This is a genomic window from Corynebacterium ciconiae DSM 44920, assembly GCF_030440575.1.
Lineage (GTDB): Bacteria > Actinomycetota > Actinomycetes > Mycobacteriales > Mycobacteriaceae > Corynebacterium > Corynebacterium ciconiae.
Genome location: NZ_CP047189.1, coordinates 876,962 through 903,376, shown reverse-complemented (window position 1 = coordinate 903,376; position 26,415 = coordinate 876,962). Strand labels below are relative to the sequence as shown.

26 protein-coding genes are annotated in these 26,415 nt (G+C 62.2%); 9 read left to right on the top strand and 17 right to left on the bottom strand.

Annotated elements, in window-relative coordinates; all coding sequences use genetic code 11:
• The first annotated feature begins 131 nt into the window (after positions 1–131).
• From CCICO_RS03955 to CCICO_RS03945, 3 genes are all read left to right on the top strand, one after another.
• A complete protein-coding gene (locus tag CCICO_RS03955; protein ID WP_018020247.1) occupies positions 132–1,781 on the top strand; it encodes a sodium-dependent transporter in 1,650 nt (549 codons plus the stop codon).
• Between the two features lie 2 nt (positions 1,782–1,783).
• Positions 1,784–1,951 (top strand): methionine/alanine import NSS transporter subunit MetS, encoded by a 168-nt coding sequence (gene metS / locus CCICO_RS03950; protein WP_018020248.1) that lies wholly within the window; start codon positions 1,784–1,786, stop codon positions 1,949–1,951.
• 208 nt (positions 1,952–2,159) lie between these two features.
• Positions 2,160–2,690, top strand: coding sequence for a type 1 glutamine amidotransferase domain-containing protein (locus tag CCICO_RS03945; RefSeq protein WP_018020249.1), 531 nt, complete (start codon positions 2,160–2,162; stop codon positions 2,688–2,690).
• Positions 2,691–2,725: 35 nt separating this feature from the next.
• Here CCICO_RS03945 and CCICO_RS03940 read toward each other — a convergent pair whose 3' ends face one another.
• Positions 2,726–3,388, bottom strand: coding sequence for an isochorismatase family protein (locus CCICO_RS03940; RefSeq protein WP_018020250.1), 663 nt, complete (start codon positions 3,386–3,388; stop codon positions 2,726–2,728).
• A 73-nt stretch (positions 3,389–3,461) separates the two neighbouring features.
• Here CCICO_RS03940 and CCICO_RS03935 point away from each other — a divergent pair, with 73 nt between their 5' ends.
• From CCICO_RS03935 to CCICO_RS03925, 3 genes are all read left to right on the top strand, one after another.
• Entirely contained in the window at positions 3,462–3,863 is a 402-nt protein-coding gene (locus CCICO_RS03935) for an ArsR/SmtB family transcription factor (RefSeq protein ID WP_018020251.1), read from the top strand.
• Positions 3,864–3,874: 11 nt separating this feature from the next.
• Positions 3,875–5,128 carry an MFS transporter gene (locus CCICO_RS03930; protein ID WP_018020252.1) on the top strand — a complete coding sequence of 418 codons (1,254 nt, stop codon included), beginning with the start codon at positions 3,875–3,877 and terminating at the stop codon, positions 5,126–5,128.
• A gap of 186 nt (positions 5,129–5,314) precedes the next feature.
• Complete coding sequence (locus CCICO_RS03925; protein ID WP_018020253.1) at positions 5,315–6,760, top strand: amidohydrolase; 1,446 nt, start codon at positions 5,315–5,317, stop codon at positions 6,758–6,760.
• A 160-nt stretch (positions 6,761–6,920) separates the two neighbouring features.
• Here the strand turns inward: CCICO_RS03925 and pyk are convergent, their stop codons facing one another.
• From pyk to CCICO_RS03845, 16 genes are all read right to left on the bottom strand, one after another.
• On the bottom strand, positions 6,921–8,390 hold the full coding sequence (gene pyk, locus CCICO_RS03920; RefSeq protein ID WP_040357914.1) for a pyruvate kinase: 1,470 nt from the start codon (positions 8,388–8,390) through the stop codon (positions 6,921–6,923).
• Positions 8,391–8,740: 350 nt separating this feature from the next.
• The gene (lgt, locus tag CCICO_RS03915) at positions 8,741–9,634 is read right to left on the bottom strand and encodes a prolipoprotein diacylglyceryl transferase (RefSeq protein ID WP_026161547.1); all 894 of its coding nucleotides are present in this window, start codon (positions 9,632–9,634) and stop codon (positions 8,741–8,743) included.
• A gap of 99 nt (positions 9,635–9,733) precedes the next feature.
• Positions 9,734–10,543, bottom strand: coding sequence for an indole-3-glycerol phosphate synthase TrpC (gene trpC / locus CCICO_RS03910; protein ID WP_018020256.1), 810 nt, complete (start codon positions 10,541–10,543; stop codon positions 9,734–9,736).
• A 163-nt stretch (positions 10,544–10,706) separates the two neighbouring features.
• A complete protein-coding gene (locus CCICO_RS03905) occupies positions 10,707–11,429 on the bottom strand; it encodes a TIGR02234 family membrane protein (protein WP_244264010.1) in 723 nt (240 codons plus the stop codon).
• A complete protein-coding gene (gene hisI / locus CCICO_RS03900; protein WP_018020258.1) occupies positions 11,426–11,824 on the bottom strand; it encodes a phosphoribosyl-AMP cyclohydrolase in 399 nt (132 codons plus the stop codon). Before hisI ends, CCICO_RS03905 begins: the two co-directional genes overlap by 4 nt.
• Positions 11,811–12,656: an imidazole glycerol phosphate synthase subunit HisF gene (gene hisF, locus CCICO_RS03895; RefSeq protein ID WP_018020259.1), complete on the bottom strand. Its 846-nt coding sequence runs from the start codon at positions 12,654–12,656 to the stop codon at positions 11,811–11,813. The genes hisI and hisF overlap by 14 nt, the downstream gene beginning before the upstream one ends.
• Positions 12,657–12,796: 140 nt before the next feature.
• A complete protein-coding gene (locus CCICO_RS03890) occupies positions 12,797–13,633 on the bottom strand; it encodes an inositol monophosphatase family protein (RefSeq protein ID WP_018020260.1) in 837 nt (278 codons plus the stop codon).
• Between the two features lie 110 nt (positions 13,634–13,743).
• Positions 13,744–14,484, bottom strand: coding sequence for a bifunctional 1-(5-phosphoribosyl)-5-((5-phosphoribosylamino)methylideneamino)imidazole-4-carboxamide isomerase/phosphoribosylanthranilate isomerase PriA (gene priA / locus CCICO_RS03885; RefSeq protein WP_018020261.1), 741 nt, complete (start codon positions 14,482–14,484; stop codon positions 13,744–13,746).
• Between the two features lie 55 nt (positions 14,485–14,539).
• Positions 14,540–15,175: an imidazole glycerol phosphate synthase subunit HisH gene (hisH, locus tag CCICO_RS03880; protein ID WP_018020262.1), complete on the bottom strand. Its 636-nt coding sequence runs from the start codon at positions 15,173–15,175 to the stop codon at positions 14,540–14,542.
• A 94-nt stretch (positions 15,176–15,269) separates the two neighbouring features.
• Positions 15,270–16,679, bottom strand: coding sequence for an MFS transporter (locus CCICO_RS03875; protein WP_018020263.1), 1,410 nt, complete (start codon positions 16,677–16,679; stop codon positions 15,270–15,272).
• A complete protein-coding gene (locus CCICO_RS03870) occupies positions 16,680–16,895 on the bottom strand; it encodes a CG2302 family histidine operon protein (RefSeq protein WP_018020264.1) in 216 nt (71 codons plus the stop codon). It lies immediately after the preceding gene.
• The gene (gene hisB, locus CCICO_RS03865) at positions 16,896–17,549 is read right to left on the bottom strand and encodes an imidazoleglycerol-phosphate dehydratase HisB (protein WP_018020265.1); all 654 of its coding nucleotides are present in this window, start codon (positions 17,547–17,549) and stop codon (positions 16,896–16,898) included.
• Positions 17,550–17,629: 80 nt separating this feature from the next.
• Positions 17,630–18,730, bottom strand: a complete 1,101-nt coding sequence (locus CCICO_RS03860; protein ID WP_018020266.1) for a histidinol-phosphate transaminase — start codon at positions 18,728–18,730, stop codon at positions 17,630–17,632.
• A gap of 22 nt (positions 18,731–18,752) precedes the next feature.
• On the bottom strand, positions 18,753–20,069 hold the full coding sequence (gene hisD / locus CCICO_RS03855) for a histidinol dehydrogenase (RefSeq protein ID WP_018020267.1): 1,317 nt from the start codon (positions 20,067–20,069) through the stop codon (positions 18,753–18,755).
• Between the two features lie 174 nt (positions 20,070–20,243).
• Positions 20,244–20,792, bottom strand: a complete 549-nt coding sequence (locus CCICO_RS03850; protein WP_156809893.1) for a hypothetical protein — start codon at positions 20,790–20,792, stop codon at positions 20,244–20,246.
• A 6-nt stretch (positions 20,793–20,798) separates the two neighbouring features.
• Positions 20,799–21,476, bottom strand: coding sequence for an Rv0361 family membrane protein (locus tag CCICO_RS03845; protein ID WP_018020269.1), 678 nt, complete (start codon positions 21,474–21,476; stop codon positions 20,799–20,801).
• A gap of 203 nt (positions 21,477–21,679) precedes the next feature.
• Between CCICO_RS03845 and CCICO_RS03840 the strand changes: the two genes are divergently transcribed.
• From CCICO_RS03840 to CCICO_RS03830, 3 genes are all read left to right on the top strand, one after another.
• Positions 21,680–22,264, top strand: a complete 585-nt coding sequence (locus CCICO_RS03840) for a TetR/AcrR family transcriptional regulator (protein ID WP_018020270.1) — start codon at positions 21,680–21,682, stop codon at positions 22,262–22,264.
• Between the two features lie 9 nt (positions 22,265–22,273).
• Positions 22,274–24,913, top strand: coding sequence for a glycogen debranching protein GlgX (glgX, locus tag CCICO_RS03835; protein ID WP_018020271.1), 2,640 nt, complete (start codon positions 22,274–22,276; stop codon positions 24,911–24,913).
• Positions 24,914–25,140: 227 nt separating this feature from the next.
• Positions 25,141–26,370 carry a BRCT domain-containing protein gene (locus tag CCICO_RS03830; RefSeq protein WP_018020272.1) on the top strand — a complete coding sequence of 410 codons (1,230 nt, stop codon included), beginning with the start codon at positions 25,141–25,143 and terminating at the stop codon, positions 26,368–26,370.
• Positions 26,371–26,415: the final 45 nt, after the last annotated feature.

Sequence of the window (26,415 nt, the reverse complement as noted above, 5' to 3'; positions counted from 1 at the left end):
CCCAGCGTGTTCTTATATGGCGCCCCTTCTGTTATGGTGAGACCAAGTTTCTCACGATGTGAAACTACTTTCTGTCGTTAGGTGCCCCGCTCCTGCGCCGCGCACCGACCCAGTAGAAAAGAGACCGAGACATGTCTACCTCCACGAGCACCGCAGGTAGCGCAGAGGCCACGCAGGGTCGCGAGACATTCTCTTCGCGGCAGGCCTTCCTCTTCGCCGCCATTGGCTCCGCTGTGGGCCTGGGAAACATCTGGCGTTTCCCTTATGTCGCCTACCAATCCGGCGGCGGCGCCTTCCTGATCCCCTATATTGTCGCGCTCATCACCGCAGGTATTCCGCTGCTGTTCTTCGACTTCGCCGTGGGACACCGCTTCCGCGGCTCCGCCCCGAAGGCGTTTCGCCGCCTGAAGTCCTGGACCGAGCCGGTGGGCTGGTTCCAAGTGGGCGTGTCCTTCTTCATCACCATCTACTACTCGGTGATCATCGCGTGGGCAGCCATCTACGCTTTTAGCTCCATCGGCAAGTCCTGGGGCGATAACGCCGAGGAGTACTTCTTCAACGACTTCCTGCGTATCGACGCCACCTCGATCAACAGCCTCGACTTCGTGTGGCCGATCGCCATCGTGCTCGCCGTGGTGTGGGTGCTAGTCCTCGCAGTGCTGGCACTCGGTGTGGATAAGGGCATTGGCCGCCTGTCCACCTGGGCCATTCCGGTGTTGGCTGTGCTCTTCATCGGCATGGTGGTCTACTCGCTCACCCTGCCCGGCGCGGCCACCGGCCTCAATGCTTTCTTCACACCGGATTGGTCGGCGCTGAGCAACCCAACGGTGTGGATCGCCGCCTATGGCCAGATCTTCTTCTCGCTCTCGGTGGCCTTCGGCATCATGCTCACCTACTCCTCTTATCTCAAGCCGCGCTCGAACCTCACCGGCACTGGGCTGGTGGCCGCGTTCGCCAACTCCTCCTTCGAGGTGCTTGCCGGCATCGGCGTGTTCGCCACCCTCGGCTTCATGGCTACCCAGGCCGGAGTGGGCGTGGATGAGGTCACCTCCTCTGGTCCCGGCCTGGCCTTCGTGGCCTTCCCCACCGTAATTTCCGAAATGGGTGGACTGTGGGGCTCAATCTTCGGCGTGGTGTTCTTCGCCTGCCTCGTGATCGCCGGCATCACCTCCCTGCAGTCCCTGCTCGAGGTAGTTATCGGCGCTTTCCAGGACAAGTTCGACCTGCCGCGTGTGCAGGCTGTGCTGGTAGTGGGCGGCTCCATGGCCTTAATCGCCATGGTCTTCTTCCCCACCACCTCTGGCCTGGTCACCTTGGACATCGTGGATAAGTTCACCAATAACATCGGCATCGTCGCCGTGGCTATCGCCGCGATTATCGTGGTGGACTGGATCTTGCACCGCACCGATGAGCTGGCGCTGCACCTCAACGCCGTCTCCTCCTTCCGTGTGGGCAATACCTGGCGTATCTTCGTCGCCAACATCACCCCTGTGGTGCTAGCCATCATCCTTTTCCAGGAAATCACCAACCTTATCGCCGAGCCCTATGAGGGCTACTCCGCTTCTCAGCTGGGTATCTACGGTTGGGGCGTGATCGGCATCATCTTCGTCGGCTGCATGGCCCTGACAATCCTGCCGTGGCGCGGCAACCAAACCCTCGATGGCCCTCCCGGCTCAGATTTTGGCGTGGCGGTCGATCACTCACTCGGCTTCCGCGGTATTGACGACAACGGCCCCGAGGCGGACCTACACAAGGCCGCTGACACCAAGGAGGTGCACTAATCATGACCGGAACCGCAATCATCATGATGGCACTGTTCATCCTCATCATTTGGGGCGGCTTGGTGTATTTCAGCGTGCAGCTGATGAAGCACCCCGATGAGACCTCCGGTTTTCTCGGCACCGATCCTAAGGCCGACGATGACATCCTGCTGAAGCTGGAAAAGAAGTAGATCCAGCACCTTCTCAGTAGATAACGCTCACCCGCGCGCGACAGCTCATTGTTGCCCGCGGGTGTAGTTGTAGTGGCCCGCGGGGCCTTACTCTCCCCGACTGCACCGGCGGTACCGCGTTCAACGGTGGCCACCAGGTCCCGCGTTGTTCTAGGCTGGGGCCGCAACCTAGCCGCATGATGAGATGAACCGAAAGGACGTGTGCATAGTGTCTTCTCTCAGCTCTATCACCGTGGCCGTGGTAGCCACACACGGATTCGAAGATGACGAGCTCTCTAGCCCGATCGCCGCACTCACCGAGGCGGGCGCCGAGGTGCATGTGCTCTCCCCCGATAGCGGCACGATCGAGGGCAAGAAGGGATCCACCGTGCAGGTGGACCGAACCACCGCCGAGGCCGACGCCGCCAACTATGACTGCCTGCTGCTGCCTGGCGGTACCGCAAACGCGGACTCCATTCGCACCGACGCTCCGGCGGTGGCTTTCGTGAAGCAGATCGTTGAGGCCACCAAGCCGGTGGGGGTGATCTGCCACGGCGGCTGGATCCTGTGCGACGCCGACGTGCTGCGTGGCCGCACCCTCACCTCCTATCACTCGATGAAGACTGACCTCGTAAACGCTGGGGCCACGTGGGTGGATGAGGAGGTGTGCGTTGATGGCACGCTCATTTCCTCCCGCACCCCAGCGGATCTTCCCGCCTTCAATGACGCGATCCTCCGAGCCTTCGCCCCGAACTCCTAGCAGGTAACCCGCCTAGCAGGCCCTAGGGCTAGCTCTTAAACGACTAGCAGGTGGACGCCGCGCCGGCGGATCTCTGCGAGTGCCTCCACCGAGCTAGGCTCGGCCACCCCAGCGCTGAGGGGTACAAGTAGACGCACCTCGAAGCCTGCGGCGAGGCCGTCGAGGCAGGTGGCCCGCACACAATAATCGGTGGCAATTCCTGCCACGTCGATGCTCGCCACCTCGTGCCCACGCAGCGCATCGGCCAAGCTGGTGCCGCCGGCGGTGGCCCCTTCGAAACCCGAGTACGCAGCGCTGTATTCCCCCTTGGTCACATCGATGCGGATCTGGCCTGGGTGAGCGGCCGCGGCGTTATCAAGCGCCCGGAGGGCCTGGGGATGCAGCTCAGCGCCGGTGGTGCCTGCCACGCAGTGGCGCGGCCAGCTTTCTGCAAAGTCTGGCTGCTCGGAAAAGTGCGCCCCGGGATCAATGTGCCAGTCACGGGTGACGGCACAGACCGCGTAGTTGGCGGCGTGTGCGGCGAGAAACTCCGCCACCCCGGCGAGGGCGCGGGTTCCTCCCTCCACCCCGAGGGCGCCTCCTTCCACGAAGTCATATTGGCCGTCGACAAGCACGAAAGCGGAACGCTGGGCCGGTGCCGAGTAGGGCTCGGCGCTGATGCCGGCGGTGTGCAGCGCCTCAGATGTGAGTGTGGTCATAGCCACTACTCTAGGCGCACCTCACCTCCTACGTCCCTTGACCGCCGCGTCACTCTAATCCTATTATCTTCATATGCACGAAGATAAGCGGTTAGCGAATCAGATTCATTCCCGCACCCCCAGCGATCACGTGCACGTTCCCGCCATTACCGAAAGCGGCGCACTCGAGCTCGCCGCCGCAGAGGTGCTCAAGCTACTCGCGGATCCCACCCGGATCCGCATCATTCTCACCTTGGGCCGCGCTGCGGAGATTAGCGTCAATGAGATTTCCGCCACCGTTGGCAAGCGCCCCGCCACAGTCTCTCAGCACCTCGCCAAAATGCGCCTCGCCCGCATGGTGACTACCCGCCACCAAGGAACCAGCGTGTACTACGCCCTCACGGACGAGCACGCCATCCAGCTCATCAGCGAAGCCATGAACCAAGCCGAACACGCCGTCAGCCCCAATGGGCTGGCACGCCCCCATCAGCACTAAGAGACTGGCTCATGCTTTCTATACTTGGCCATCGTCGCTACGCGCGGTTGTTCTCTGCCCAGGTGATCGCCCTCGTTGGCACGGGCCTGCTCACGGTGGCGTTGGGACTTCTCGCCTTTGATATCGCAGGCAGCCGCGCCGCTAGTGTCCTGGCCACAGCTTTGAGCATCAAAATCATTGCCTATGTTGCACTCTCCCCAGTGATCACCGCGCTGCTCGCTGATCGGAATCCGACCGTGGTGCTGGTTGCCGCGGACGGTATTCGCGCCCTCATGGCCTGCGCGCTGCCTTTTGTTCACGAGCCCTGGCAGATCTACGTGGTGATCTTTGTGCTGCAGGCGGCATCGGCCACGTTCACCCCCACCTTCCAGGCTCTCATTCCGGAGATTCTTAGTGATGAAGAGGACTACACCCACGCCCTCTCTCTGTCGCGGCTGGCCTATGACCTGGAGTCTGTGCTTTCGCCGTTGCTCGCTGCCGCGCTACTGACGGTGATGAGCTACCACCTGCTGTTTATCGGCACCATTTTTGGTTTCTGCGCTTCCGCGGTCCTCGTTCTCAGCGCGCGCATCGATGCGTATCGACGCCACCACAACGCCCCACAGGACGAATCCTTTCTCCACCGCACTCTCAGTGGAGCCCGCATCTTTCGCTGCAGCGCCGAACTCCGGGCCGTAGCTTGGTCCAACCTCGCCGTGGCCTCAGCGATGGCCATGGTGATCATCACCAGCGTCGTGGTGGTGCGCGAGCATTACCACCGACCCGAGGGAGATCTGGGCGTGCTGCTCGCGTTCTTCGGCGCTGGCTCCATGGTGGTGGCTGTCGTCTTACCCAGGCTGCTGCATTACGCATCAGACCTCGCAGTGATCACCACCGGATGCATAGCGGCTGTGCTCCTTCTCAGCCTCAGCGCACTCGCGCTCAACCATGTCCGCCCTTGGTGGCTGATATGTCTGCTGTGGTTCGCACTCGGCTCGAGCTGCGCGCTGATCGCCACCCCGAGCTCGCGGATCCTGCGCCGCCATAGCGACTCCACCACGAGAACCGCGGTGTTTGCCACCCAATTCAGCGCATCCCACGCCTGCTATCTGCTCACCTATCCAGCCGCAGGGCTCGTGGGTAGCCACGCTGGGATTCCCGCTGCGGCGTGGACACTGGTCGTACTGGCGACAGCAGGTGCCGCCGGTACCGGTCGGTGGTTACTGCGAGCACACCACCTCACCGCCACCAGCTCCAGCCCGAGCGTCTCGACATCAGGGGTATAGGCACAACGCCAAGCCCTTGTGCCACGCTAAGTGCGCCTCTAGGGTTGAAGACGCCCAGCGTTTGCTGTTTTTCCCACCCACTGGCTCGCCCATTCTGGGCCTAGCTGCAGTGAGGTAGGACAGCGCTGTTCGGGCATGACATATCCACTGCACGCATTTTTGCGAAAGGAACAAGGTAGTACCCCCGTGAATGACACCACAGCCGCCTCGGCGCACGCGCGCGATAAGAGCCGGACTATCAAGACGATCATTGAGAATCACGGGGTGAAACTCGACTGGCAGAAGGCCTTCTACCAGGATATGCACGCCAATCCGGAGCTGTCCGGCTTCGAGGTGGAAACCGCGCGCAAGATTGCTGCCCAGCTGCGTCACTTCGACTGTGAGGTTCACACGGGCATCGGTGGCCACGGAATCGTCGCTATCTTCCGCAATGGTGACGGCCCCACCGCCCTTTTTCGCGCCGACTTCGATGCCCTGCCGGTGAAGGAAACCTCCGGCGCTATTTACGCCTCTACCCGTACCCGCGTGCGCGAATCCGGGGTGGAGACCCCGATCATGCACGCCTGCGGGCACGACATGCACACCACCGCCCTGCTGGGGGCCTGCGCCGTCATGGACGCCACCCGCGACAGCTGGTCGGGAACTTTCGTCGCACTCTTCCAGCCAGCTGAGGAAATCTCGGTCGGCGCGGCCGCGATGGTCAACGATGGACTGGCCGATATCATCCCCAAGCCCGATGTCTGCTTCGGCCAGCACGTGATCGCCGGCCCGGCCGGCCGGATTCTCTCCCGCCCAGGTGCCGCGTTGGCCGCCTGCGACACCATCACCATCAAACTCTACGGTAAGTCCGCGCACGGATCTATGCCCCACAACTCCATCGACCCCACCTATTTGGCGGCGATGATCGTGGTGCGCCTCCAAGGCATCGTAGGACGCGAGATCAACCCCAATGACTTTGCTGTGATCACCGTGGGCTCGCTCATCTCCGGCCACACCAACAACACTGTGCCCGGCGAGGCCACACTGGTGCTCAACTGCCGCTTTTATGACAACGAGGTCAAGCGCAAGACCTACCAGGCCATCAAGCGCGTGGTGCACGGCGAATGCCAAGCCTCCGGCTGCGAGCGTGCCCCCGAGTTCCGCTTCTCTAACCACGGCGAGCTCACCGATAACGATCCGGTGGTCTACTCCCATGTGCGCTACACCTTCGACGAGGTTTTCGGCGAAGAAAGCGTGGACGCCAAGCGTTGGACCGCTTCGGAGGACTTCACCAACATTCCCCGCGCCTTTGGCGCCCCCTACTTCTTCTGGCTGGTGGGCATCACCCCCCGCGAGCAGTGGAACAAGGCACTCGCTGAGGACCGAATCGAGGATGTTCCAGTCAACCACGCCGGCGACTTCCTGCCGGACTATGAGCCCTCAGTGGAGGCCTCCACCAAGGCCGCTTTGTGCGCGGTATTGACCTATTTGGTCGACGACAACTCCGAGGCCACCACCCAGCGTCCACACGAGGCGAACCTGCCCAAGGATCTCCCCTCGGATCCCACCGAAGTACGCTCCGAGGCCGTGGTGGAATCGGCCAACCTCCCCGATGCCGAGGCAGCCCACCGCGCCCACGAGCTGCGAAAGTAACCCCCTAGGCCGCTATCGGTCGCATGCAGAGACCACCGATCCCCTCTCCTAACTAAGAAAGGAATCGGTGGTCGTTCTATATACAGCTGAGAAACCAGCGAGGGCCCCAACCGCGGTGATTGCGGCTGGGGCCCTCGAGAACGATGCGTAGCGTTCGCGCCTACTTGGCGGTTGCGGTGCTCGTGCCGCTTGTCGACGCTTCCTCGGCCTTGGCGGCGCGGGAGTTATCGCCGAGCATGTGCACCTGAATCATGTTGGTGTTACCGGGGATTCCGGGAGGAGTACCGGCCACAACCACCATGACATCATCGCGTTCATATTCGCTCATGGACAGCAGGGCCTCGTCCACGGTCATCATCATCTCATCGGTGTCATGAACATCATCGGTGAGGAAGGTCTCGGCACCCCACGACAGTGCAAGCTGAGAGCGCACAGCAGGATCCGGGGTGAAGACCAACAACGGTAGCGGGCAGCGCAGGCGGGCCAGGCGCTTAGCGGTATCGCCGGAGGTAGTAAAGGCCACGAGAGCCTTGGCGTTGAGTCGCTGTGCAATATCGCGAGCAGAGTAGGTGATCACGCCACGCTTGGTGCGCGGAACGTGAGTCAGCTGCGGCACATCGCCATCCTTCTCCGCCACGCGAACAATGCGGGACATGGTGCGCACCACGTTGTGCGGATCCACACCCACGGATGTCTCACCGGAGAGCATGACAGCATCGGCGCCGTCCAGCACGGCGTTGGCCACGTCGGAGGCCTCGGCGCGGGTCGGGCGAGAGTTCTCGATCATGGAGTCGAGCATCTGAGTAGCCACGATGACCGGCTTGGCGTTCTCGCGGGCGATCTGGATCGCACGCTTCTGCACCAGCGGCACCTCTTCCAAGGGCACCTCCACGCCGAGATCACCACGGGCGACCATGATGGCGTCGAAGGCCAGCACCACAGATTCGAGTGCCTCCACGGCCTCGGGCTTCTCCAGCTTGGCGATGACGGGAACGCGGCGGCCTTCCTCATCCATCACCTTGTGCACCAGCTCCACGTCAGCCGGGGAGCGGACGAAGGACAGGGCGATGAAGTCCACGCCCAGCTTGAGGGCGAAGCGCAGATCCTTGATGTCCTTCTCGGACAGGGCCGGCACGGAAATGTCCATGCCAGGCAGCGACACACCCTTGTTATTCGACACCGGGCCACCTTCGGTGACCTCACAGACCACATCGTTGCCGTCGACCTCGATGCAGACGAGGCCAACCTTGCCATCGTCAACCAGCAGACGGTCGCCGGGCTTGGCGTCCTGAGCCAGGTTCTTGTAGGTGGTGGACACGCGGTCATGGGTGCCCTGCACATCGTCCACAGTGATGCGGACGGTCTCGCCGGTCTCCCACATAGTGGAGCCGTCGATGAAGCGACCCAAGCGAATCTTGGGGCCTTGCAGGTCGGCGAGGATGCCGACAGCGTGACCAGTCTTATCGGTGGCCTCACGCACCCACCGATAGTTCTGCTCATGGTCGGAGTGATCACCGTGCGAGAAATTCAGGCGAGCCACGTCCATGCCAGATTTGACGAGCTCAAGAATGCCCTCCTCACTAGCAACGGCCGGACCGAGGGTACATACGATTTTCGTTCTCCTATTCACGCTTTCCCACTGTAGTGCTCAATACGCAATCCGGCTACACGCCGCGAAAGAAAGAAAGCGCTGGAAGGCGCGGTGACGCCACCCAACAACCCCACACCACCCTGTTGTTTTATCCACAGAAACGTCCGTAAAACCACACAAATGCTGGATAAACAGGCATAAACCAACATTGCCATTCGAGAGCACACCGCCGCACCCCATGCGAGATGAGGCCACACGGCCACGTTCTGGCGAAGTTGATCACACCACCGCCTTAGGCGCCATTCTTCGGTGCCTTGAGTCCCCGATACACATAACCGCACCCACCAGTGGTGAGTGCGGTGATGACAGGCGCCGGCTCGTTGAGGACTCTAGGATTCCACGGCCGCAGAATCGCTGCGCTCGATGGCGGCAGATCCAAGGGACTGTGTGTCTCGGCTGCGCTGACGGGCGCGCATGATGATGAACGTGAGCACCGCCGCTGCAAACACCACAGCAGAGACCACGGTATTGACGCGCAAGCCAAAGATGTGGGTGGCTGCATCCGAACGCATGAGCTCAATGACAAAGCGCCCAGCGGTGTAGCCCGCAACGTAGAGGACGAATACCTGCCCGCCGCGGAGAGAGAAACGCTTATCCGCCCAGAGCAACAGCGCGAAGATGAGCAGGTTCCACACCAGTTCGTAGAGGAATGTCGGGTGCACGGTGGCCAATACTTCCCCCGTGGATCGGCCCGTGACGGGAGCAAGCATCCCGCTATCATCGACCCGCTCGTAAATCTCAAGCGCCCACGGGACATCGGTGGGATAGCCGTAGAGTTCTTGGTTGAACCAGTTGCCCAAACGCCCAATGGCTTGAGCGAGGATGATGCCCGGGGCCACGGCGTCGGCAAAGGGCCCGAGTGGAATCTTCTTGATTCGGAAATATAGCGCCACGGCGAGAGTGCCCAGAGCGATAGCGCCCCAGATACCGAGCCCGCCGTTGGTAATCTTCAGCGCATCGACTGCATTGCAGCTATCGCAAAAGTACTTATCGTGATCGGTGATCACGTGATACAGTCGGCCACCGATGATGCCGCTGGGCACGGCCACGAGGGCGGCATCGTAGACCACCTCCCCATCGCCGCCGCGGTCCTGATAGCGCTTCTTGCTAAGAAGCAGCGCCGCCACGATGCCGGCAATGATGCACAGCGCATAGGCGCGGATGGGGATTGGGCCCAGCTGCCACACGCCTTGCGGCGGTGAGGGAATAGCGCGGGTCAGCATCGCGCCCACGCCGTGGAGGTCAGCTAGGACAAAGGCATGCGGGAGTCCGGTGGAAACGAACTGGTCTAGCACCGTGGGAGATCTCGCTTCGTTAGATTGCTAGCGGGTGGAGGGACAAGCCGGGTGCTGCCCGGCAGCCACCAGTTTACGGCACAGCCCTGCCGGATCCTCATGGGTGACCAAGGAGGTGGAAATAATAACCGCATCGGCGCCCCAGCCGGCGTAAGTCATCAACTGTTGCGGGGTATCCACACCCGACATAGCGATGCGCACTACCCCACTAGGCAGGCCCGGGGCGATATCCGAAAAGGCCGTGGGGTTGAGCTCGAAAGTGTCCATGGAGCGGGCATTAACGCCGATCACTGTTGCCCCCGCCTGTACGGCTCGGCTCGCCTCCTCGCGGGTATTAACCTCCACCAGGGCGGTCATACCTAGGGATTCGATCCGGTCCAGCAAAGCCTCGAGCCGGTGTTGATCCAAGATCGCGGCGATGAGCGGCACCACGTCCGCACCGAAATAGCGTGCCTCGTGGATTTGGTAGGGATCGATGATGAAGTCTTTCGCCATCACTGGCACATCCACGGCCTGTTTAACGGCGCGCACATCGCGGAGATCACCATTGAAACGGCGCCGCTCTGTTTGGCACGAAATGATGCGCGCTCCTTCGCGCTCGAACTGCTGCGCCAGCAAGGCAGGATGTTCAATGGCAGCGAGCTCTCCCTTGTTGGGGACAGCGCGCTTGAGCTCAGCGATGATCGAGCACCCCGGTTGAGCCAAAGCCGCTCGAGCGTCCCGCGGCTCAGGGGCATGAAAGGACAGCTCTTTAATCTCTTTAAAGGACACCTGGTTCTCGCGCGCCTTCACGTCCTCGCTGACACCAGCGAGAATGCGCTCGATCTCCGAAACCATGCCGTGTCCTTAGAGTGTGTCCGGCGGCTGTGGTGGACCCCACAACGATCACACCACCGCCCTGCGATTAACTCTTTTAGGCTATAACCTAGCGGGGGTTATCCCTAAATCACGGGCATCACCGCAGCTCACAGCCGCCTAGTGTCGCGGTGTCTCAGGGCATTTAACGTTCGGTTGTGTTGTCTACGTCATCGCTGCGGTTCACCGAGTCCGAGGCCTCAGTGGGGTCGATGTCCTCATCGAGGGCGTCCCACATCACGCGCCCAGAGTCGGGAGACTCCCGCAGATCCACTTCAAGATTCTCTCGCCGTGCCGCCCGCTTTTCGTATTTATTAGCCGCTGCAGCCCGTGCCCGGCCCGGCTTCAGCATCAGCACCACACCACCGAATACTGCGCAGGCACACCCGAGCAGCGCCAGTGCGGGGCCAAGGGTGGAGCTGTCTACAGCCTGGATGCTGGCCCATTCGGTGAGCTTTTGTACCTGTTGGCTAGTACCTGCCGCGGACGCTCCGGCATCGTGAGAGTCCGCAAGCAGCAGTGCCCGAGCGCGGGCAGGATCGGCCTCTCGACCGAGTACAGTCAGCGGGGCGTAGCCGCCTACCACCCCAGCGACGGCTACGACGCCACCAATGACCCGTCGCACGGCCGGCCGCAACACGGTAGCGGCAACAACCGAGGCCAGAAAGAGCAACGCGATGGCGGTGAGTTCTGTGGACCATGTTGCACCGACGATCTCATAGGAGGCAGCACCGGATTTATCGTCGAAACTCTCCACGCTCACCCACACCATGCGGGTCGATACCCATGTCACCACCGCGCCGAGGGCAATGGCGGCGACAGACATCCAATATCGCGTGGAGCTGGTGGCTGAACTGACTCGACTCACTGCTGATCTCCTTGCCTATCCTCACGCTCGCAGCCGAAGCTGAATTCTCGGCCATCGAAGCAGGTGCGGGTGCCGGTGTGGCAGGCCGCACCGGTTTGGTACACGCGCATGAGGAGGGTATCGCCATCGCAGTCCGCTGCTAGTGAAACCACCTGCTGCACGTGCCCGCTGGTTAGCCCCTTGATCCAATATTCCTGTCGGGAACGGGAATAGTAGGTGCCGCGGCGCGAGGCCAATGTGTAAGCCATAGCGTGCGCGTCCATCCACGCCATCATCAACACTGCCCCGTCTTCGGCGTCTTGTACCACCACGGGCACCAACCCATCGGCGTTGAAGCGCACCTGCGCGGCAATAGCGGGATCCAGTTCGTAGTCTGCTGGACTAGTGCTCGGCATCGCTTCCCCCTTCAGCTGTGCTTGGCAGCTCCGCCGGGGCGCTGGCGTGGTCACGGCTGGTGCGCACCTCGAGGTTGGCGTCGATAAGCGCCTGCTTGCAGGAGGCAATGCTGACTTCGCGGAAGTGGAAAATGCTGGCGGCGAGCACCGCATCCGCCCCAGCCTGTACGGCAGGCGGGAAATGCTCGGCGCTGCCGGCACCACCCGAGGCGATCACGGGGACCGATACTTCCGCGCGAACCAGAGCAATTAATTCGGTGTCGAAGCCAGCTTTGGTGCCGTCGCCGTCCATGGAATTGAGCAGGATCTCGCCCACGCCGCGACGTTCGGCCTCTTTAGCCCACTCGATGGCATCAATCCCCGCAGAGCGGGTCCCACCGTGGGTAGTGACCTCGAAACCGCTGGGCTGCGGGGTTCCTCCCTCCGGGACTCGACGCGCGTCGAGGCTGAGCACTACGCACTGGGAGCCGAAAGTTTCGGCAAGTTCGGTGAGTAACTCGGGACGCGCAATCGCGGCGGTGTTTACACTCACCTTGTCCGCACCGGCGCGCAGCAGCTGGTCCACGTCCTCAACGCTGCGCACTCCCCCGCCGACCGTCAGCGGGATAAACACCTGATCGGCGGTGCGGCGCACCACATCGAGCATGGTGCCACGCCCCGCAGTAGAGGCAGAGACGTCGAGGAAAGTGAGTTCGTCGGCGCCCTCCGCGTCATACCGGGCCGCGAGCTCAACCGGGTCACCGGCATCGCGCAGTCCCTGGAAGTTCACGCCTTTTACCACGCGTCCTTGATCCACATCCAAACACGGAATCACACGCACTGCTACGCCCACGATTGTTCGTCCTTACACACGATTGTTGTTCACACTGAAATTAAGAATGTTGACTGTAGTTGAAGTCTCGCTACCAGTCTCCCACGCTCCAGCGCCCACACCGCATAGAGGGTAGACGCCCCGCAGCACCACATGGGCGGCTACTGCGCCTGCCGGATAACATCCATGACTACCTCGTGGATACGCGGGGTGGCGGCCACCATGCCGATACCACCCGGCCGCCACGGGGTGCCGGCTAAATCGGTCACCACATTGCCGGCCGCGATATTGAGCACACATCCGGCGGCGTTATCCCACGGGTGGGGGCTAAAACTCACAGCGCCGCCGAAGCGCCCCAGTGCGGTATAAGCCAAGTCCACGCCCACTGAACCTGTGATGCGCAGCCGCGGGAAGCGCGTGATGAGTTCCCCGAGTAGTCGATGGCGCAGCTCGGTGGGGAAACGAGAATCCCTCGGCGAGACGATGGAGCCGAAACCGAACTGGGTAATAGAGCGCACATGCTCCGGCGGTTCGAGGGCCTCCACTCCGTTGAGATACACCCCAGAATGCACTGTGGCGGAAAGTAGCTCGCCGGTGGCGGGCAGTGCGGTCAGGCCGATCACGGCGGAGCCTTGGGCGATGAGACTCACCAAGATGGCGCATTGTGGGTTACCAGCGGAGTAATTGGAGGTTCCGTCGATGGGATCGATCACCCATTGCGGGGCCGGGGTGGTGTGGGCTGATGCGTAGTCACGCACCGCGCCGAATTCTTCGCCCGCGCAACTGATGCCGGTCTGGGCACTCAGCTCCTCGCTGAGGGTGCGCTCAAGTTGCAGATCCACCGCGGTGGCAAAATCGCCCGGCGCCTTCTTCACCGCCGGCGGGGAGCCGAGTCCACCGCGGAAGGTCGGCAGAAGTGGCTGAAGGATGCGTTCCGCGCTACGTCGCAGCTGCTCGAGCTGTTGGGCGTCATACTCCGTGTCAGGTGTGTCCACCATGGTGTTCCTTTCCGCCCCTTCCTGATACTCCCGGACCGCCCGCGCCGCTAGCTGTACCACGCCACATCGCGCCGCCAGCACCACATCGCGCCAAGGCCTTGTCGCCGAGGTTAGTCCAGGGCATCCACAGCCGCTTGGACCTCGGCGAGGGTGAAGCGCTGCTCGTAGAGGGCCTTGCCGATGATGACGGAGTCGATGCCTTCTGCGCGGTATTCGGCTACGGCTAGCACATCCTCGATGCTGGAGATGCCGCCCGAGGCGACAATACGGGCGTCAGTGGCTGCCGCAACATCCCGCAATAGATCGATGTTCGGGCCGGCCAAGGTGCCGTCTTTGGACACATCTGTCACCACGAAACGGCTGCAGCCGGCGGCGTCGAAGCGCTCGAGCACTTCCCACAAGTCACCGCCGTCGGAGACCCAGCCATTGCCGCGGGTGCGCCACTCACCGTCGATGAGCTTGACGTCTAGCCCAATCGCCACCGCCTCGCCGTAGCGGGCGAGCACGTCTTCAGCCCAGTCGGGGTTTTCCAGCGCGGCGGTGCCGATGTTCACGCGGGCGGCACCGGTGCCCAAAGCGCGTTCGAGGGAGGCATCGTCACGAATGCCGCCGGTGAGCTCCACATTGATGTCAAGCTCCCGAATCACCTCGGACATGAGCTCATGGTTAGAACCGCGCTTGAAGGCGGCATCGAGGTCCACAAAGTGCAGCCACTGAGCGCCCTGTTCCTGCCAAGTGCGGGCGGCGTCGAGTGGGCTGCCGTAGCTTTTTTCTGTACCGGCCTCGCCCTGGTGGAGGCGCACGGCGTGGGAATCGACAACATCGACAGCGGGGATGAGGGTGAAGCTCATGGCAGCTAAGAATCCTTAAAGATTAAACGCGGTGGTGGGCTGTGGCGGCACTAGCTTAGAGCGTAGCAATCCAGTTGCGCAGCAGTTCGGCGCCGGCATCGCCGGATTTTTCCGGATGGAATTGGGTGGCCCACAGCGGGCCGTTCTCCACGGCGGCGAGAATGCGACCGCCTTCGTGCTCACTCCACGCCAGCTTCGGCGGCACGAAAGGCTCCTCCACCTCCAACTCCCACGACCGGACCCCGTAGGAGTGCACGAAGTAAAAGCGCTCCTGCGGATCCAGCCCGTCGAACATGCGCATGTCCTCGTCCGCATCCACAGTGTTCCACCCCATGTGCGGCAATACCTCCGCCTCAAGGCGTTCCACGGTTCCGGGCCACTCTCCGAGCCCGGCGGCATCCACCCCGTGTTCCACGCCGCGCGCAAACATCACCTGCATGCCCACACAGATGCCCATTACGGGACGGCTTCCGGCTAAGCGCTCTCCGATCAGCCGCGGCCCCTGCACCTTCTTCAGCCCGTCCATACAGGCGGCGTAGGCGCCCACCCCAGGCACGAGCAGACCGTCGGCCGCGAGGACCTCGCGCGGATCGTTGGTTACCAGCGTGGTCACACCGTGGCGTTCGATGGCGCGGTGCGCCGATCGTAGATTTCCGGCGCCATAATCCAAAATTGCCACTGTTGTTGTCATGAGGTTGTCTCCACCTTGTTCTGTGCTTATCGACGCCACCTTCACGCATCAGGCAATGGCGCATTCAAAAATTGTAGTCTGGGGCCTTAAACAGCTAGCCGCGCTTAGTGTTTTTGTTTCCGCGCTTCCAGCCGCCGGGCCGCGGGGCACGGCGCAGCAGTGCCTCCACCGGCACTGCGCTGGCGCCAACGCGTCGGATCTTTCGCATGCCGTACACGGCCTTGCGGGCCACGGGCACCTGGCGTAGCTGGGCGCGGGTATTGCCGTATTCGGCAATGCGGTGCCGCCCCATGACGGCATCGGCGTAGTTGATCATGAGCCCCACCGCGACCAAGCTGGCTCCGACGATGAAGGCGTCTTGGTAGGCGGCGCGGGCAGCCACGATACCGAGAACGAACGAGCCCATGCCAGTGCCGGTGTCATAGGACATGTTCCACAGCGCGGAGGCCTCGGAGACTTTCGAACGCGGCAACCGGTTGAACATGGCCAAGAGGGCCTCGTTCTGGATCGCGCCAAAACCTCCACCAAAAGCGAGGGCAGCGAGCAGCAGCAGCCAGCTAGGCCACTCGAAAATAATGATCACCGCGATTGCCACGAGGCCGAGTGCCGACACGATCTGGGCTGGACGCATCGTAGCGCCGGCTTCGCCGCGTCGATCCGCCACCATGCCGGAGAGGAAGCGGAAGACCATTTGGGCACCGCCCACCACCGAGAGCACAATGCCGGCGATGAACGCCCCAGAGCGCGGATCCATATCGCGGATCGCGGCCGGCAGGAAGGAGGACACAGCACCAAAGCCCATGGCCACGGTGGAAATAGCGATCGCCGGTACGGTAATGAGCTTCCACGTGGCTACGCGCTGAGTGAAGCCCTCCGATTCCTCCTGGCTGTCGGTGTTGGGATTGGGACGCACCGGCGGAATGAGTACGCACAGCGCCGCCCCAGACACCCCGATAATTGCGGCGGTGATATAGACCACCGTAAAGCTGATGTTGTCTGCTACCGCAAGCCCGATGGGGAGAAAGACCATCTGCGACAGCCCCACGCACACCCCAAGCATGCCGGAGGCCTTACCCAGGAAACGCAGCGGCACGATCTCTGCGATGAGGGCCGCTTGGGCCACGGTGATCGCGCCGAAACCAACCCCGCGCAACGCAGAGAACAACAGGGCGGGCACCACCGTCATGCCCAGCAGGTGACCGAGTGCGGGCACACCCAACATGAACGCTGAGGCCACCATTACCGGTCGATAACCGACCGCGCGGATGGCCCGCGGGGTGAAGTATTGAGTGAGCACCGTAGCGGCCATGAACACGGCTGTGGTGGCGCCGGCAAGGGCATCAGAGCCGCCTTCTTCAATCACGGCCAGCGGCACCACGGGCAGCAGGATGGAAAACGCCCCGAAGGCCGACCCCACGGCGATGAGCGTGGCGATAAACCCGGGCGACTTCCACATGCTGGGCAGTTGTTCGAGTTCTGCGCGTGAAAGTACCCGAGTACTCATCTAGGCTCCTAATTCTCCAATCATCCACATCACCCCACCGGCGACGCCGATCAGGGCTAACACACCTAAGACTATCGTGAGGGCTTTTCGCTCCGCCCTATAGGCCGAGATAGCGCCACCAACCAGCAATCCGGACACCATGAACAGCAGATACACCAGCCACGCTTGGCCAGTATCGCCTGGCATTTCAGGCTCGGCGAGCACTGCGCTGAGCATCTACAGGCTTCCCTTGGTCGAGGGCACCCCAGTCACCCGCGGGTCCTCCTCCACGGCCTGACGCAGCGCCCGCGCTACGGCTTTGTATTCGGCCTCGGTGATGTGGTGGGGATCGCGTCCGTAGTGGCAGCGCACATGCAGCGCAATGCGCGCGTTCAAGGCTAGGGTTTCGAAGAAGTGGTGGTTAATCACCGTGGCATAGTGCCCGCCAATCACCGCCGAGATCATCTGCTCCGGTTCACCGGTAAACACGCAGTAGGGTCGGCCGGATACATCCACGATGCCTTCCACCAGCGCTTCATCCATGGGCAGCTGGCAAGAGCCGAAACGCCGGATACCGGACTTATCACCCAAGGCCTCGGCGAAAGCCGTGCCGAGCACAATCGCGGTGTCTTCCACCGTGTGGTGGGCATCGACCTCAATATCGCCCTTGGCGTGTACCTGGAGGTCAAAACGACCATGGCTGGCAAAGGCGTGCAGCATGTGATCGAAGAAGGGCAGCCCGGTGGAGATATCCGCCTTGCCGATGCCATCGAGGTTCAACTCCACCGAAATGGTGGATTCCTGGGTAGCGCGCTCGATGCGGGCGCGCCGCTCCTTGTCGGCGGTCTCTGCGCTAATGCGCTGATCCCTGCTGTGGCTGAGATCTGCCATGGTGGCTCCTTATAGGAAAGATCGGGGCGCCGGCTAGCTCGCGTGAGCCGCAAGATGCCGGCGCGAAAAGGGAGAATCGGCTAGCTGGTGTGAATCTCGCGCGCGGCGGCGATGAAGGTGTCATTTTCTTCCGGCAACCCCACGGAGACACGCAAGAATCCCTCTACCCCGACATCGCGGATGAGTACTCCCCTATCGAGGAACTGCTGCCACACCTGATGGGCGTCTGCGAAGCGGCCGAAGAAGATGAAATTAGAGGAGCTATCGACCACGTCGTAGCCGATGTCCTTGAGCATCGCAGACACTCGGTCGCGCTCAGCGGCGAGCGTGGCCACGGTGGCCAAGGTGTCCTCGGAGTGCTTCAGCGCCACGATCGCCGCGCTCTGGGTAAGTACCGACAGGTGATAGGGCAAGCGGGTGAGCATCACGGCCTCCACGAAGGCGGGCGCGGCCACGAAGTAGCCCAACCGTGCACCTGCAAAGTCGAAGGCTTTCGACATCGTTCGGGAGATCACGAGCTTGTTGGGATAGCTCTTCAGCAGGGTGGCGGCCGAGGGCTGATCCGAAAACTCGGCATAGGCTTCGTCCACGATCACCACCCCGTCGGTAGCTTCGACGATGGTGGAAATATCCTCCAAGGAGGTCAACCCACCAGTCGGGTTATTCGGGGTGGTCACAAACACCACGTTCGGGCGGTGCTCGGCGATCGCCTCGAGGGCGCGGTCCATATCGATGTTGAAGTTCTCATCGCGCGGGCAGTTGAGAAACTCCGTCATGGTCGACTCGGAAAGAATCGGGTGCATCGAGTAGCTCGGCTGGAAGCCCAGGGCGGATCGACCCGGCCCGCCGAAGGCGAGCAGCAGCTGCTGCAGCACCTCATTAGAGCCATTGGCCGCCCACACATTATCTACGCTCACTTCCACCCCGGTCTGGCGCGAAAAGTAGTCGGCGAGGGCGGTGCGTAGCTCCACGCTGTCGCGTTCTGGGTAGCGGTTCAATCGCGCAGCATCGGCGGCGAGCTGCTGCTGCAGCTCGGTGATGATCGCATCGGAGGGCGGATAAGGATTCTCGTTGGTATTGAGCGCCACCGGCACCTCGAGCTGCGGCGCACCATAGGGAGACTGCCCGCGCAGGCTATCGCGCAAGGGCAGATCGTTCAGCGAAGGGTGAGAAGCTGCCATGAAACGTCACGTCTCTTTCTGATTAGTTGATCTCGGTGCTGGTGCGGGCTTTGATCGCCTCGCCATGAGCGGGAAGGGCCTCGGCATCGGCTAGGGCGATGACTGTCGGGGCGATCTCGTGGAGGGCCCGCTCGTTGTAGTCGATGAGATTGACGGCCTTCAGGAAGGTGTGGGTGGAGAGCCCCGAGCTGTGCCGCGCCGTTCCGGAGGTGGGCAGCACGTGGTTGGATCCAGCCGCATAGTCGCCTAGTGGCACGGGGGAATACGTGCCCACGAAGATCGCACCGGCATTGCGAATCTTTTCTGCGTCTTCCCGCGACTGGCGGGTGTGGACTTCGAGGTGTTCGGCCGCGTAGGCATCGGCGGCGCGCAGCGCCTCGGCCATGGAATCGACCAGAACAATTCCGGACTGGGCACCGCGCAGTGCCTCGGCTACGCGCTCGGCGTTGAGGGTGACCGCATAACGCTGCTCGACCTCACGATCGACGGCTGCCGCGAATTCCTCCGAGTCGGTGATAAGCACAGATGCCGCCATCACATCGTGTTCAGCCTGGCTGATCAAGTCATAGGCCACGTGCACCGCATCGGCACTGTCGTCAGCCACGATGGCAATCTCGGTCGGACCAGCCTCGGAATCGATGCCCACCACTCCGCGCACCAAGCGCTTGGCGGCGGTGACAAAGATATTGCCCGGGCCGGTGATCATGTCCACCGGCTCCAGCTGGGCGCTGTCATCGCCGTAGGCCATCAGTGCCACGGCTTGGCCGCCTCCCACGGCCCACACCTCTTCGACCCCCAGCAGCTGACACGCGGCCAGAATGGTCGGGTGCGGCCAGCCGCCGCAGTTGTGTTGCGGCGGGGAGGCCACCACCAGGCTTCCCACCCCTGCCTCTTGGGCGGGAATTACGTTCATCAGCACCGAGGAAGGATAGACCGCATTGCCGCCAGGAACGTACAAACCGACCCGCTCGACGGGAATGAACTTCTCGGTCACCGTGGCGCCATCTGCCAAGGTGGTAGTGCTGCTCTGCGGAACCTGCGCGGCATGCACCACCCGGATACGCTCGATGGCCTCGATCAAGGCGGCACGCACCTGCGGATCGAGTGACTCGGTGGCCTCGCGCATCACGGACTCGGGCACCCGCACCGATTCCGGGCGCACTCCATCAAACTTCTCGCCGTACTCCATAGCCGCGGCGGCACCGCGCTGTTGAACCTCAGCCACCATGGGCGCGACGGTGTCCATCACTGCCCCCACATCGGTGGCACCGCGCGGCAACGCCTGACGCAGCTCACGGGTGGTAGGGGTGGTTCCACGAAGATCAGTAATCTGCAGCATCGCTTACACACATCTTTCGTTCATTTATCGGCTGCTAAGCGGGCGGGTGGACATATTGTAGAAAGCCCGCAGCACACTAGCAGCATTGTAGGCCCATACAGGTGTAGGTCCAGACAGCAGGTAGCCCCGAGCGCTAAATCGAGAGACCACAGAAAGTGCGCGCGCTCGGAATGATTAGGAGTCTTCGCCAGACTCGCTTTCAGTGACCCAAGCGCTTACCCAATACGACAATGCGGCGATGCCCGCGGCCGCGAGCACTCCGACCCGCCCGCTCAGCACGAGGGCGATCTCCACGCTGCCTCCTGGCTCGATGTCCTGCGGGGCCGGCATGGGATGGGCCACAGTTGATAGCCAGTTGCCGAGGTCGAAGGCCATCAAGGCTCCGATGCTTGCGCTGAATACCACGGCTGCCATGGTCCACAGGTTACGGGCGGCGAGGCTGCGTCGATAAGCACCTATGCTCACGACAAACGCCACGATAGAGCTAACAATCACCCACAGTGCATACTGCGGAAATTGCACAGCAAGTGCGGCGGCATCGCTCCATGCCTGCCCATCTGGGCCGATGCTCACGCGCTGCGCGGGCCGCAGGAGCCCCCACGGCACAGCCCACGCCACATTCGCTCCAACCGCGAGGGCGAACACAGCCATCGCGGTGCGGGCCGTGGCCCCTACATGCAGACGCCGCCGACTGGGAGCTTCGGCGGCCTCAGATACTGCCATGTCCACCTAGTTACACATGGTCCAGCGGCCATCCTCGCGCAAAAAGCGCATGGTGCTGGTCTCTGGGTTCGGTCCGGTGGGTGTCACCCTGGCACTCGCAGAATCGCCGTTGACCTGGATATCGCTCACACTTTCCACCCCGAGGTTGAGATTGGACTGATTTTCCAGCGACACATCCGGCACCTTCGACGGATCGCTCGCGGCATAACCGCCATTGCTCTCAATCACGCGTCGGCAGGTGTTGTTATTGGCGTATTCCATGAACGAACGCAGCGTGGTCTGCTCGCCCCATCCACGCACCAATCGCTCGATTTCCTCTTTATCTTGGGCGCTGGCGGGATGGCCACCCTCAATGGGCTCTTGGTTTGCGGCGGGCGCGGCCTGCTGTGCCGCCTGCTGGGCGGCGTCCAGCTGCTCCTGCTCGGTCCTTGGCGCCTGCTCGCGCTCGCTTTCCTCGCGGGTGTTCTCGGCCGCTTTGTCTGCGTCCTTGTCGTCCTTGTTCTCCTCAGACTCCTTCGTGTCTGCAGTGGAGGTAGAGGTGGTTGTGGTGGTGGATGGGCTGGTGCTGCTCGAGGACGAGCTCTGGGCGGAGTCCCCCTCGTCGCGGCTACAGGCGCTCAGGGTCAGCGGCAACACCAGCAGCGCTGCAACGACACTCTTTGTGGACAGAGACGCGATGGACACGATAGACAACTTCTCCTCAAATAAAGGTCTACTACCCGCGCAGGTGAACACATCCCGCGGGTCAGTGCTGGGTCAACCGTAGCAAACGCACCTGACAGGGATATGAGAATCCGCCCAGACCACACCGAGACTCCGCTAAAAAACACCCTCCTTAAGGCTTATCGACGCCACCCTCTCGCCAAGGTTCACTAGAGTTACACGCTGTGCAGCTATCGAAACAGGCGATTATTGACTCGGCCATGACCATCTTGGACACCTTCGGGTTAGCCGACATGACCATGCGGCGCGTGGCCAAGCATCTCGGGGTCGCCCCAGGGGCCCTGTATTGGCATGTCCCCTCCAAGCAGGCACTGATTGCGGAGATTGCCCAGAAGATCCTCGAGCCGGCCTGCGTGCAAGAGCCCGAGGGTGGCGTCGATAAGCGCGGCGCAATACACCTGCTCACCGCGGCGGATCGGCTGCGCGCCTGCCTCAACGCCCACCGCGATGGTGCAGAAATCGTCAGTGCGGCCCTCGCCCAGCCCGAACTCGCGGCCCAGGCCGGGGCGATCTTTAGCGCCCATTTGCCCGCGGACGTCGCCGCGGAGCAACGCGCGGACATGGCGGCAGTGTTCGTGCACTACGTTATTGGCGCCGTGCTCGCGGAACAATCCACGCGGGCGCTGACAGAGCTGGCCAGCTCGGTGGATGAATCCGGCGCTCACCTGCAGGAGGTGGACTACAGCGCCCGCTTCGAACTGGGCGCCCAGCTGCTGGTTAAGGGTATTAACTCGGAGAACCGTCTATGATCGTTCCCTATGAGCACTTCTGATCTACCCTTTGAAGTTTGGCCTGGCGACGCCTACCCCTTGGGCTCCACCTACGATGGCGCCGGCACCAACTTCGCCCTCTTTTCCGACATTGCGGACAAAGTGGAACTCTGCCTCATTGATGCGGATATGAACGAAACTCGCGTCAATATGGAAGAAGTAGATGCCCACATCTGGCACTGCTACCTTCCCGGCATTCAGCCTGGGCAGCGCTACGGGTATCGCGTGCACGGCCCTTATGATCCCAACAATGGGCACCGGTGTGACCCGAGCAAGCTGCTGGTTGATCCTTATTCGAAGGCCTTCGCGGGAGAATACGACGGCGACCCCTCGCTGTTTTCCTATGACATCTTCAACCCGGACGATCCAAACGCCCGTAACACCGAGGACAGCTTGGGCCACACCATGCTCTCGGTGGTGATTAACCCCTTCTTCGATTGGGGCGCAGATCGGGCGCCGAAGATCCCCTATCACGAGACCGTCATCTACGAAGCCCATGTCAAGGGCATGACGATGACTCACCCGGATATTCCGGATAACCTTCGCGGCACCTACGCCGGCTTGGCGCACCCCGCCATCATCGACTACCTCAAGGACTTGGGTGTTACCGCCATCGAGCTGCTGCCGGTGCACCAATTTTTCCAAGACGATCGCCTGCGCGAGCTCGGTCTCCGCAACTACTGGGGCTATAACACTTTCGGATTCCTCGCCCCGCACGAGGGCTATGCCGCCGCCTCCGAGCCGGGTGGCGCCGTCGCCGAGTTCAAGGGCATGGTGCGCAGCTTCCACGAAGCCGGCCTCGAAGTGATCCTCGACGTGGTGTACAACCACACCGCCGAGGGCAACCACATGGGCCCAACTATCTCCTTCCGCGGTATCGACAATGCCGCCTACTACCGGTTGGTTGATGGCGATCGCCGCCACTACATGGATTACACCGGCACCGGTAACTCGTTGAACGTGCGGCACCCGCACTCCCTGCAGCTAATTATGGATTCGCTGCGCTACTGGGTGACGGAGATGCATGTGGATGGCTTCCGCTTCGACCTCGCCTCCACCCTAGCCCGCGAGTTGCATGACGTGGACCGACTGTCGTCCTTCTTCGATCTGGTGCAACAGGACCCGATCGTCTCCCAGGTCAAGCTCATCGCGGAGCCGTGGGATGTGGGCGAAGGCGGCTACCAAGTGGGCAACTTCCCGCCGCTGTGGACCGAGTGGAACGGTAAATACCGCGACACCGTCCGCGATTTCTGGCGCGGTGAGCCCGCCACCTTGGGTGAGTTCGCCTCCCGCCTGACCGGCTCCTCGGATCTCTACGCCAATAATGGTCGCCGCCCCACCGCCTCCATTAACTTCGTGACCGCCCACGATGGCTTCACCCTGAACGATTTGGTGAGCTACAACAACAAGCACAACGACGCCAATGGTGAGGGCAACAACGACGGCGAATCGCATAATCGCTCGTGGAACTGCGGCGAGGAAGGCCCCTCCTCTGATGCCCAGGTACTGCAGCTACGCGCCCAGCAGCGACGCAACTTCCTCACCACCTTGCTGCTCTCACAAGGCACCCCGATGCTGGCGCACGGTGATGAGATGGGCCGCACCCAAGGCGGCAATAACAACGTCTACTGCCAGGACAACGAGATCGCGTGGATGGATTGGGAGCAGGCCGAGACCAACGCTGATCTCGTGGCCTTTACCAAGCGGCTGCTGAATATCCGCGCTATTCACCCAGTGTTCCGCCGTCGACGCTTCCTCGCTGGCGGCCCGCTTGGAGATGCTCAGCTAGCCAAGCGCGATATTGCCTGGCTCGTGCCGGACGGCAAGGTGATGAGCCAAGAGGACTGGAACTTTGCCTTCGGCAAGTCCCTCATGGTGTTCCTCAACGGCGACGCCATTGCCGAGCCTGATGATCGCGGTGAGAAGATCCACGATGATTCCTTCATCCTGTGCTTCAATGCCTACCACGAAGACATCGAGTTCACCGCCCCCGACGAGCAGTTCGGCAAGAGCTGGCGTCTGATCGTGGACACCACCGAGGCCACCGGCTATCCGCTGGAGGAGGAAGTGGTGCAAGCTGGCCAGACCTTCGTTGTTCCCGCCCGCTCCACCTCGATTCTCAAGCAAATCGAGCCCCCAGAGGCCGAGGAGAACCAGGCTAGCGATGATGAGTACGCGCGCCGCCTGCACGCTGTGAATGTCGGCTCCGAGCGCACCAACTACTCCGGTGAGCGCCTCGAGCGAGCCCTGCGCGATCGCGACCGCCGCATCAAGCAGTCTCAGGAGAAGCTGGCGAAGCTCGCTGAGACCGACCCGGAAGAAGCCAAGGCACAGCTCGAGCGCACCAAGGCGAAGCTCGATGCCGCTGAAGGCATGGAAGAAGCCGAGGTTGAGGCCTTAAAGTCTGAGGCCGAAGCCATCGTGGCCGAGGCGGAGAAGCGTGCCAACGGCGAGGCAGACAGCGCCGACCAGCAGTCGGATGAAACCACCTCTGGTGACGGTATCGAGCCTCGCGCCCATACCGACCGCACCGAAGAACTGGCCGAGGCGGAAAGGCGCGCCCACGACAAGGTAGCGCAGGTAAGCCGCGAGACCGCCGAACGCGTCGAGGACAACAAGACCGACTAAGTACTCCCCGATACCCCATCCGGCCCCCACGCCGCGACTGCGTATGATCGTGACAGATAGCGACCACTTTCGTAGCCGCGGCGTTGCCATGTGCGGTGGGTATCACCTCCCGCCGTGGTGGCTGTCGTGGGAACGGGGCGAAGAAACGGCGACCGTATGGCGAGGATATGGCGACTGTACGGTGAAAATATGGCGACGTTGTGGCGAGGATTTAAGGAGCAGTACACGTGGTAGCGGTTCATGGCGGAGATGTGGAATTTGTGGGCACCACGCTCACCTTTCGGCCCAGCGAGCTAGCCCGCGCGCTTCGGGTGCAGGCGTGTGAGCTGCCCCTTGACTCCTCTTGTTCCTGGGAACTCGACGAGCCCACCGCGCTGAGCTGCGGCTCACTAACAGTGCGCTCAGGTGGGGATAGCGTGCGACTGACCCTAGCGCCCAACCAGGCTGCCGTGGCTCAGGATCTGGTGCGAGTAATTAGTGGTATCGCCACGGGCGAGGGAATGACTATCCCAGGGCTGAATTGTGTGCTCGCCTCCGCCGAGTTCGCCCACGGTGATCCAGGTCAGCTCGTATCCCTCAGCCTGGCTCGGGTGCGCGATGGCCAGATAGCACAAGACGCCACGCTGAAAGGCGAGGAGATTATCCCGCGTTTCACCGAGTTTCTCGGCCAAGACATTCTGGTGGCCTATAACGCCCAGCCACTCATGCTGGGGCTTGCCCAATCAGCCCGCGCCCACGGTGTCGAGGCGCCGGACTGTGATTTCGGGTGCGTGCTCGCCTTAGCCTCCGCCCAAGCCGCCTCCGCCCAAGCCGCCTCCGCTGAAAACGGCGGGCGCCGAGTGACATTGAGCGCCACCATCTCCGACACGCTTAGTCTGCTGGGCGCCGCCACCGCTAATGCTGAGGATCCCAGCGATCTTCGAGCCCTATGGGCTGCCGCTTCTCTGCGGCTGGGGCATTCCACCGCCGAAGGCAAGGTAGAGCCGGTGGTGCGTGATCGTCTCATCTCGGCCTCTCACCGCGGCACGCCCCGCTCAAAGACGAAGGCTGCAGGGGATGGCTCGGCAGCATCAAGCTCAACCCCCGCAGAGCACGCGGATGGCTCCGGCTCCGCGACACCTCCGGTGTGGGCAAAGGTGCAAGCACCCGATTCCGTTCCTGAGGCGAACCCCAACGCCAGCAAAAACAATGCGCTCTTTGGCCAGAATGTCACCCTCACGGGCGAGTTCTCCCCCTTCGATAAGGGGCAACTGTGGCAGCGTATCGCCGACTGCGGCGCCACCGTAGGAAAGAACGTGACTAAAAAGACCACGATCTTGGTGTGCGGCCCGTGGAATGGCATCACCTCGAAGCAAAAGAAGGCGGAGAAATACCGCGAGCAGGGCCAAGACATCGAGTTCTGGGATCAGCCCCAGTTACTTCAGGTGCTGGGCTTGGATGAACAACCACCCTTTTAGCCCCAAAGGGGGGTAGTTTCCCGCCCAAAGGGAACCTTAGCGGTG

Bases quoted from the DNA above. Each gene is read 5' to 3' on its own strand.
- CCICO_RS03955 (WP_018020247.1), top strand. From the start codon at position 132: ATGTCTACCTCCACGAGCACCGCAGGTAGCGCAGAGGCCACGCAGGGT.
- metS (WP_018020248.1), top strand. From the start codon at position 1,784: ATGACCGGAACCGCAATCATCATGATGGCACTGTTCATCCTCATCATT.
- CCICO_RS03940 (WP_018020250.1), bottom strand. From the start codon at position 3,388: ATGACCACACTCACATCTGAGGCGCTGCACACCGCCGGCATCAGCGCC.
- CCICO_RS03935 (WP_018020251.1), top strand. From the start codon at position 3,462: ATGCACGAAGATAAGCGGTTAGCGAATCAGATTCATTCCCGCACCCCC.
- CCICO_RS03930 (WP_018020252.1), top strand. From the start codon at position 3,875: ATGCTTTCTATACTTGGCCATCGTCGCTACGCGCGGTTGTTCTCTGCC.
- lgt (WP_026161547.1), bottom strand. From the start codon at position 9,634: ATGCTGACCCGCGCTATTCCCTCACCGCCGCAAGGCGTGTGGCAGCTG.
- trpC (WP_018020256.1), bottom strand. From the start codon at position 10,543: ATGGTTTCGGAGATCGAGCGCATTCTCGCTGGTGTCAGCGAGGACGTG.
- hisI (WP_018020258.1), bottom strand. From the start codon at position 11,824: ATGCCGAGCACTAGTCCAGCAGACTACGAACTGGATCCCGCTATTGCC.
- CCICO_RS03890 (WP_018020260.1), bottom strand. From the start codon at position 13,633: ATGGTGGACACACCTGACACGGAGTATGACGCCCAACAGCTCGAGCAG.
- priA (WP_018020261.1), bottom strand. From the start codon at position 14,484: ATGAGCTTCACCCTCATCCCCGCTGTCGATGTTGTCGATTCCCACGCC.
- hisH (WP_018020262.1), bottom strand. From the start codon at position 15,175: ATGACAACAACAGTGGCAATTTTGGATTATGGCGCCGGAAATCTACGA.
- CCICO_RS03875 (WP_018020263.1), bottom strand. From the start codon at position 16,679: ATGAGTACTCGGGTACTTTCACGCGCAGAACTCGAACAACTGCCCAGC.
- CCICO_RS03870 (WP_018020264.1), bottom strand. From the start codon at position 16,895: ATGCTCAGCGCAGTGCTCGCCGAGCCTGAAATGCCAGGCGATACTGGC.
- hisB (WP_018020265.1), bottom strand. From the start codon at position 17,549: ATGGCAGATCTCAGCCACAGCAGGGATCAGCGCATTAGCGCAGAGACC.
- CCICO_RS03860 (WP_018020266.1), bottom strand. From the start codon at position 18,730: ATGGCAGCTTCTCACCCTTCGCTGAACGATCTGCCCTTGCGCGATAGC.
- hisD (WP_018020267.1), bottom strand. From the start codon at position 20,069: ATGCTGCAGATTACTGATCTTCGTGGAACCACCCCTACCACCCGTGAG.
- CCICO_RS03850 (WP_156809893.1), bottom strand. From the start codon at position 20,792: ATGGCAGTATCTGAGGCCGCCGAAGCTCCCAGTCGGCGGCGTCTGCAT.
- glgX (WP_018020271.1), top strand. From the start codon at position 22,274: ATGAGCACTTCTGATCTACCCTTTGAAGTTTGGCCTGGCGACGCCTAC.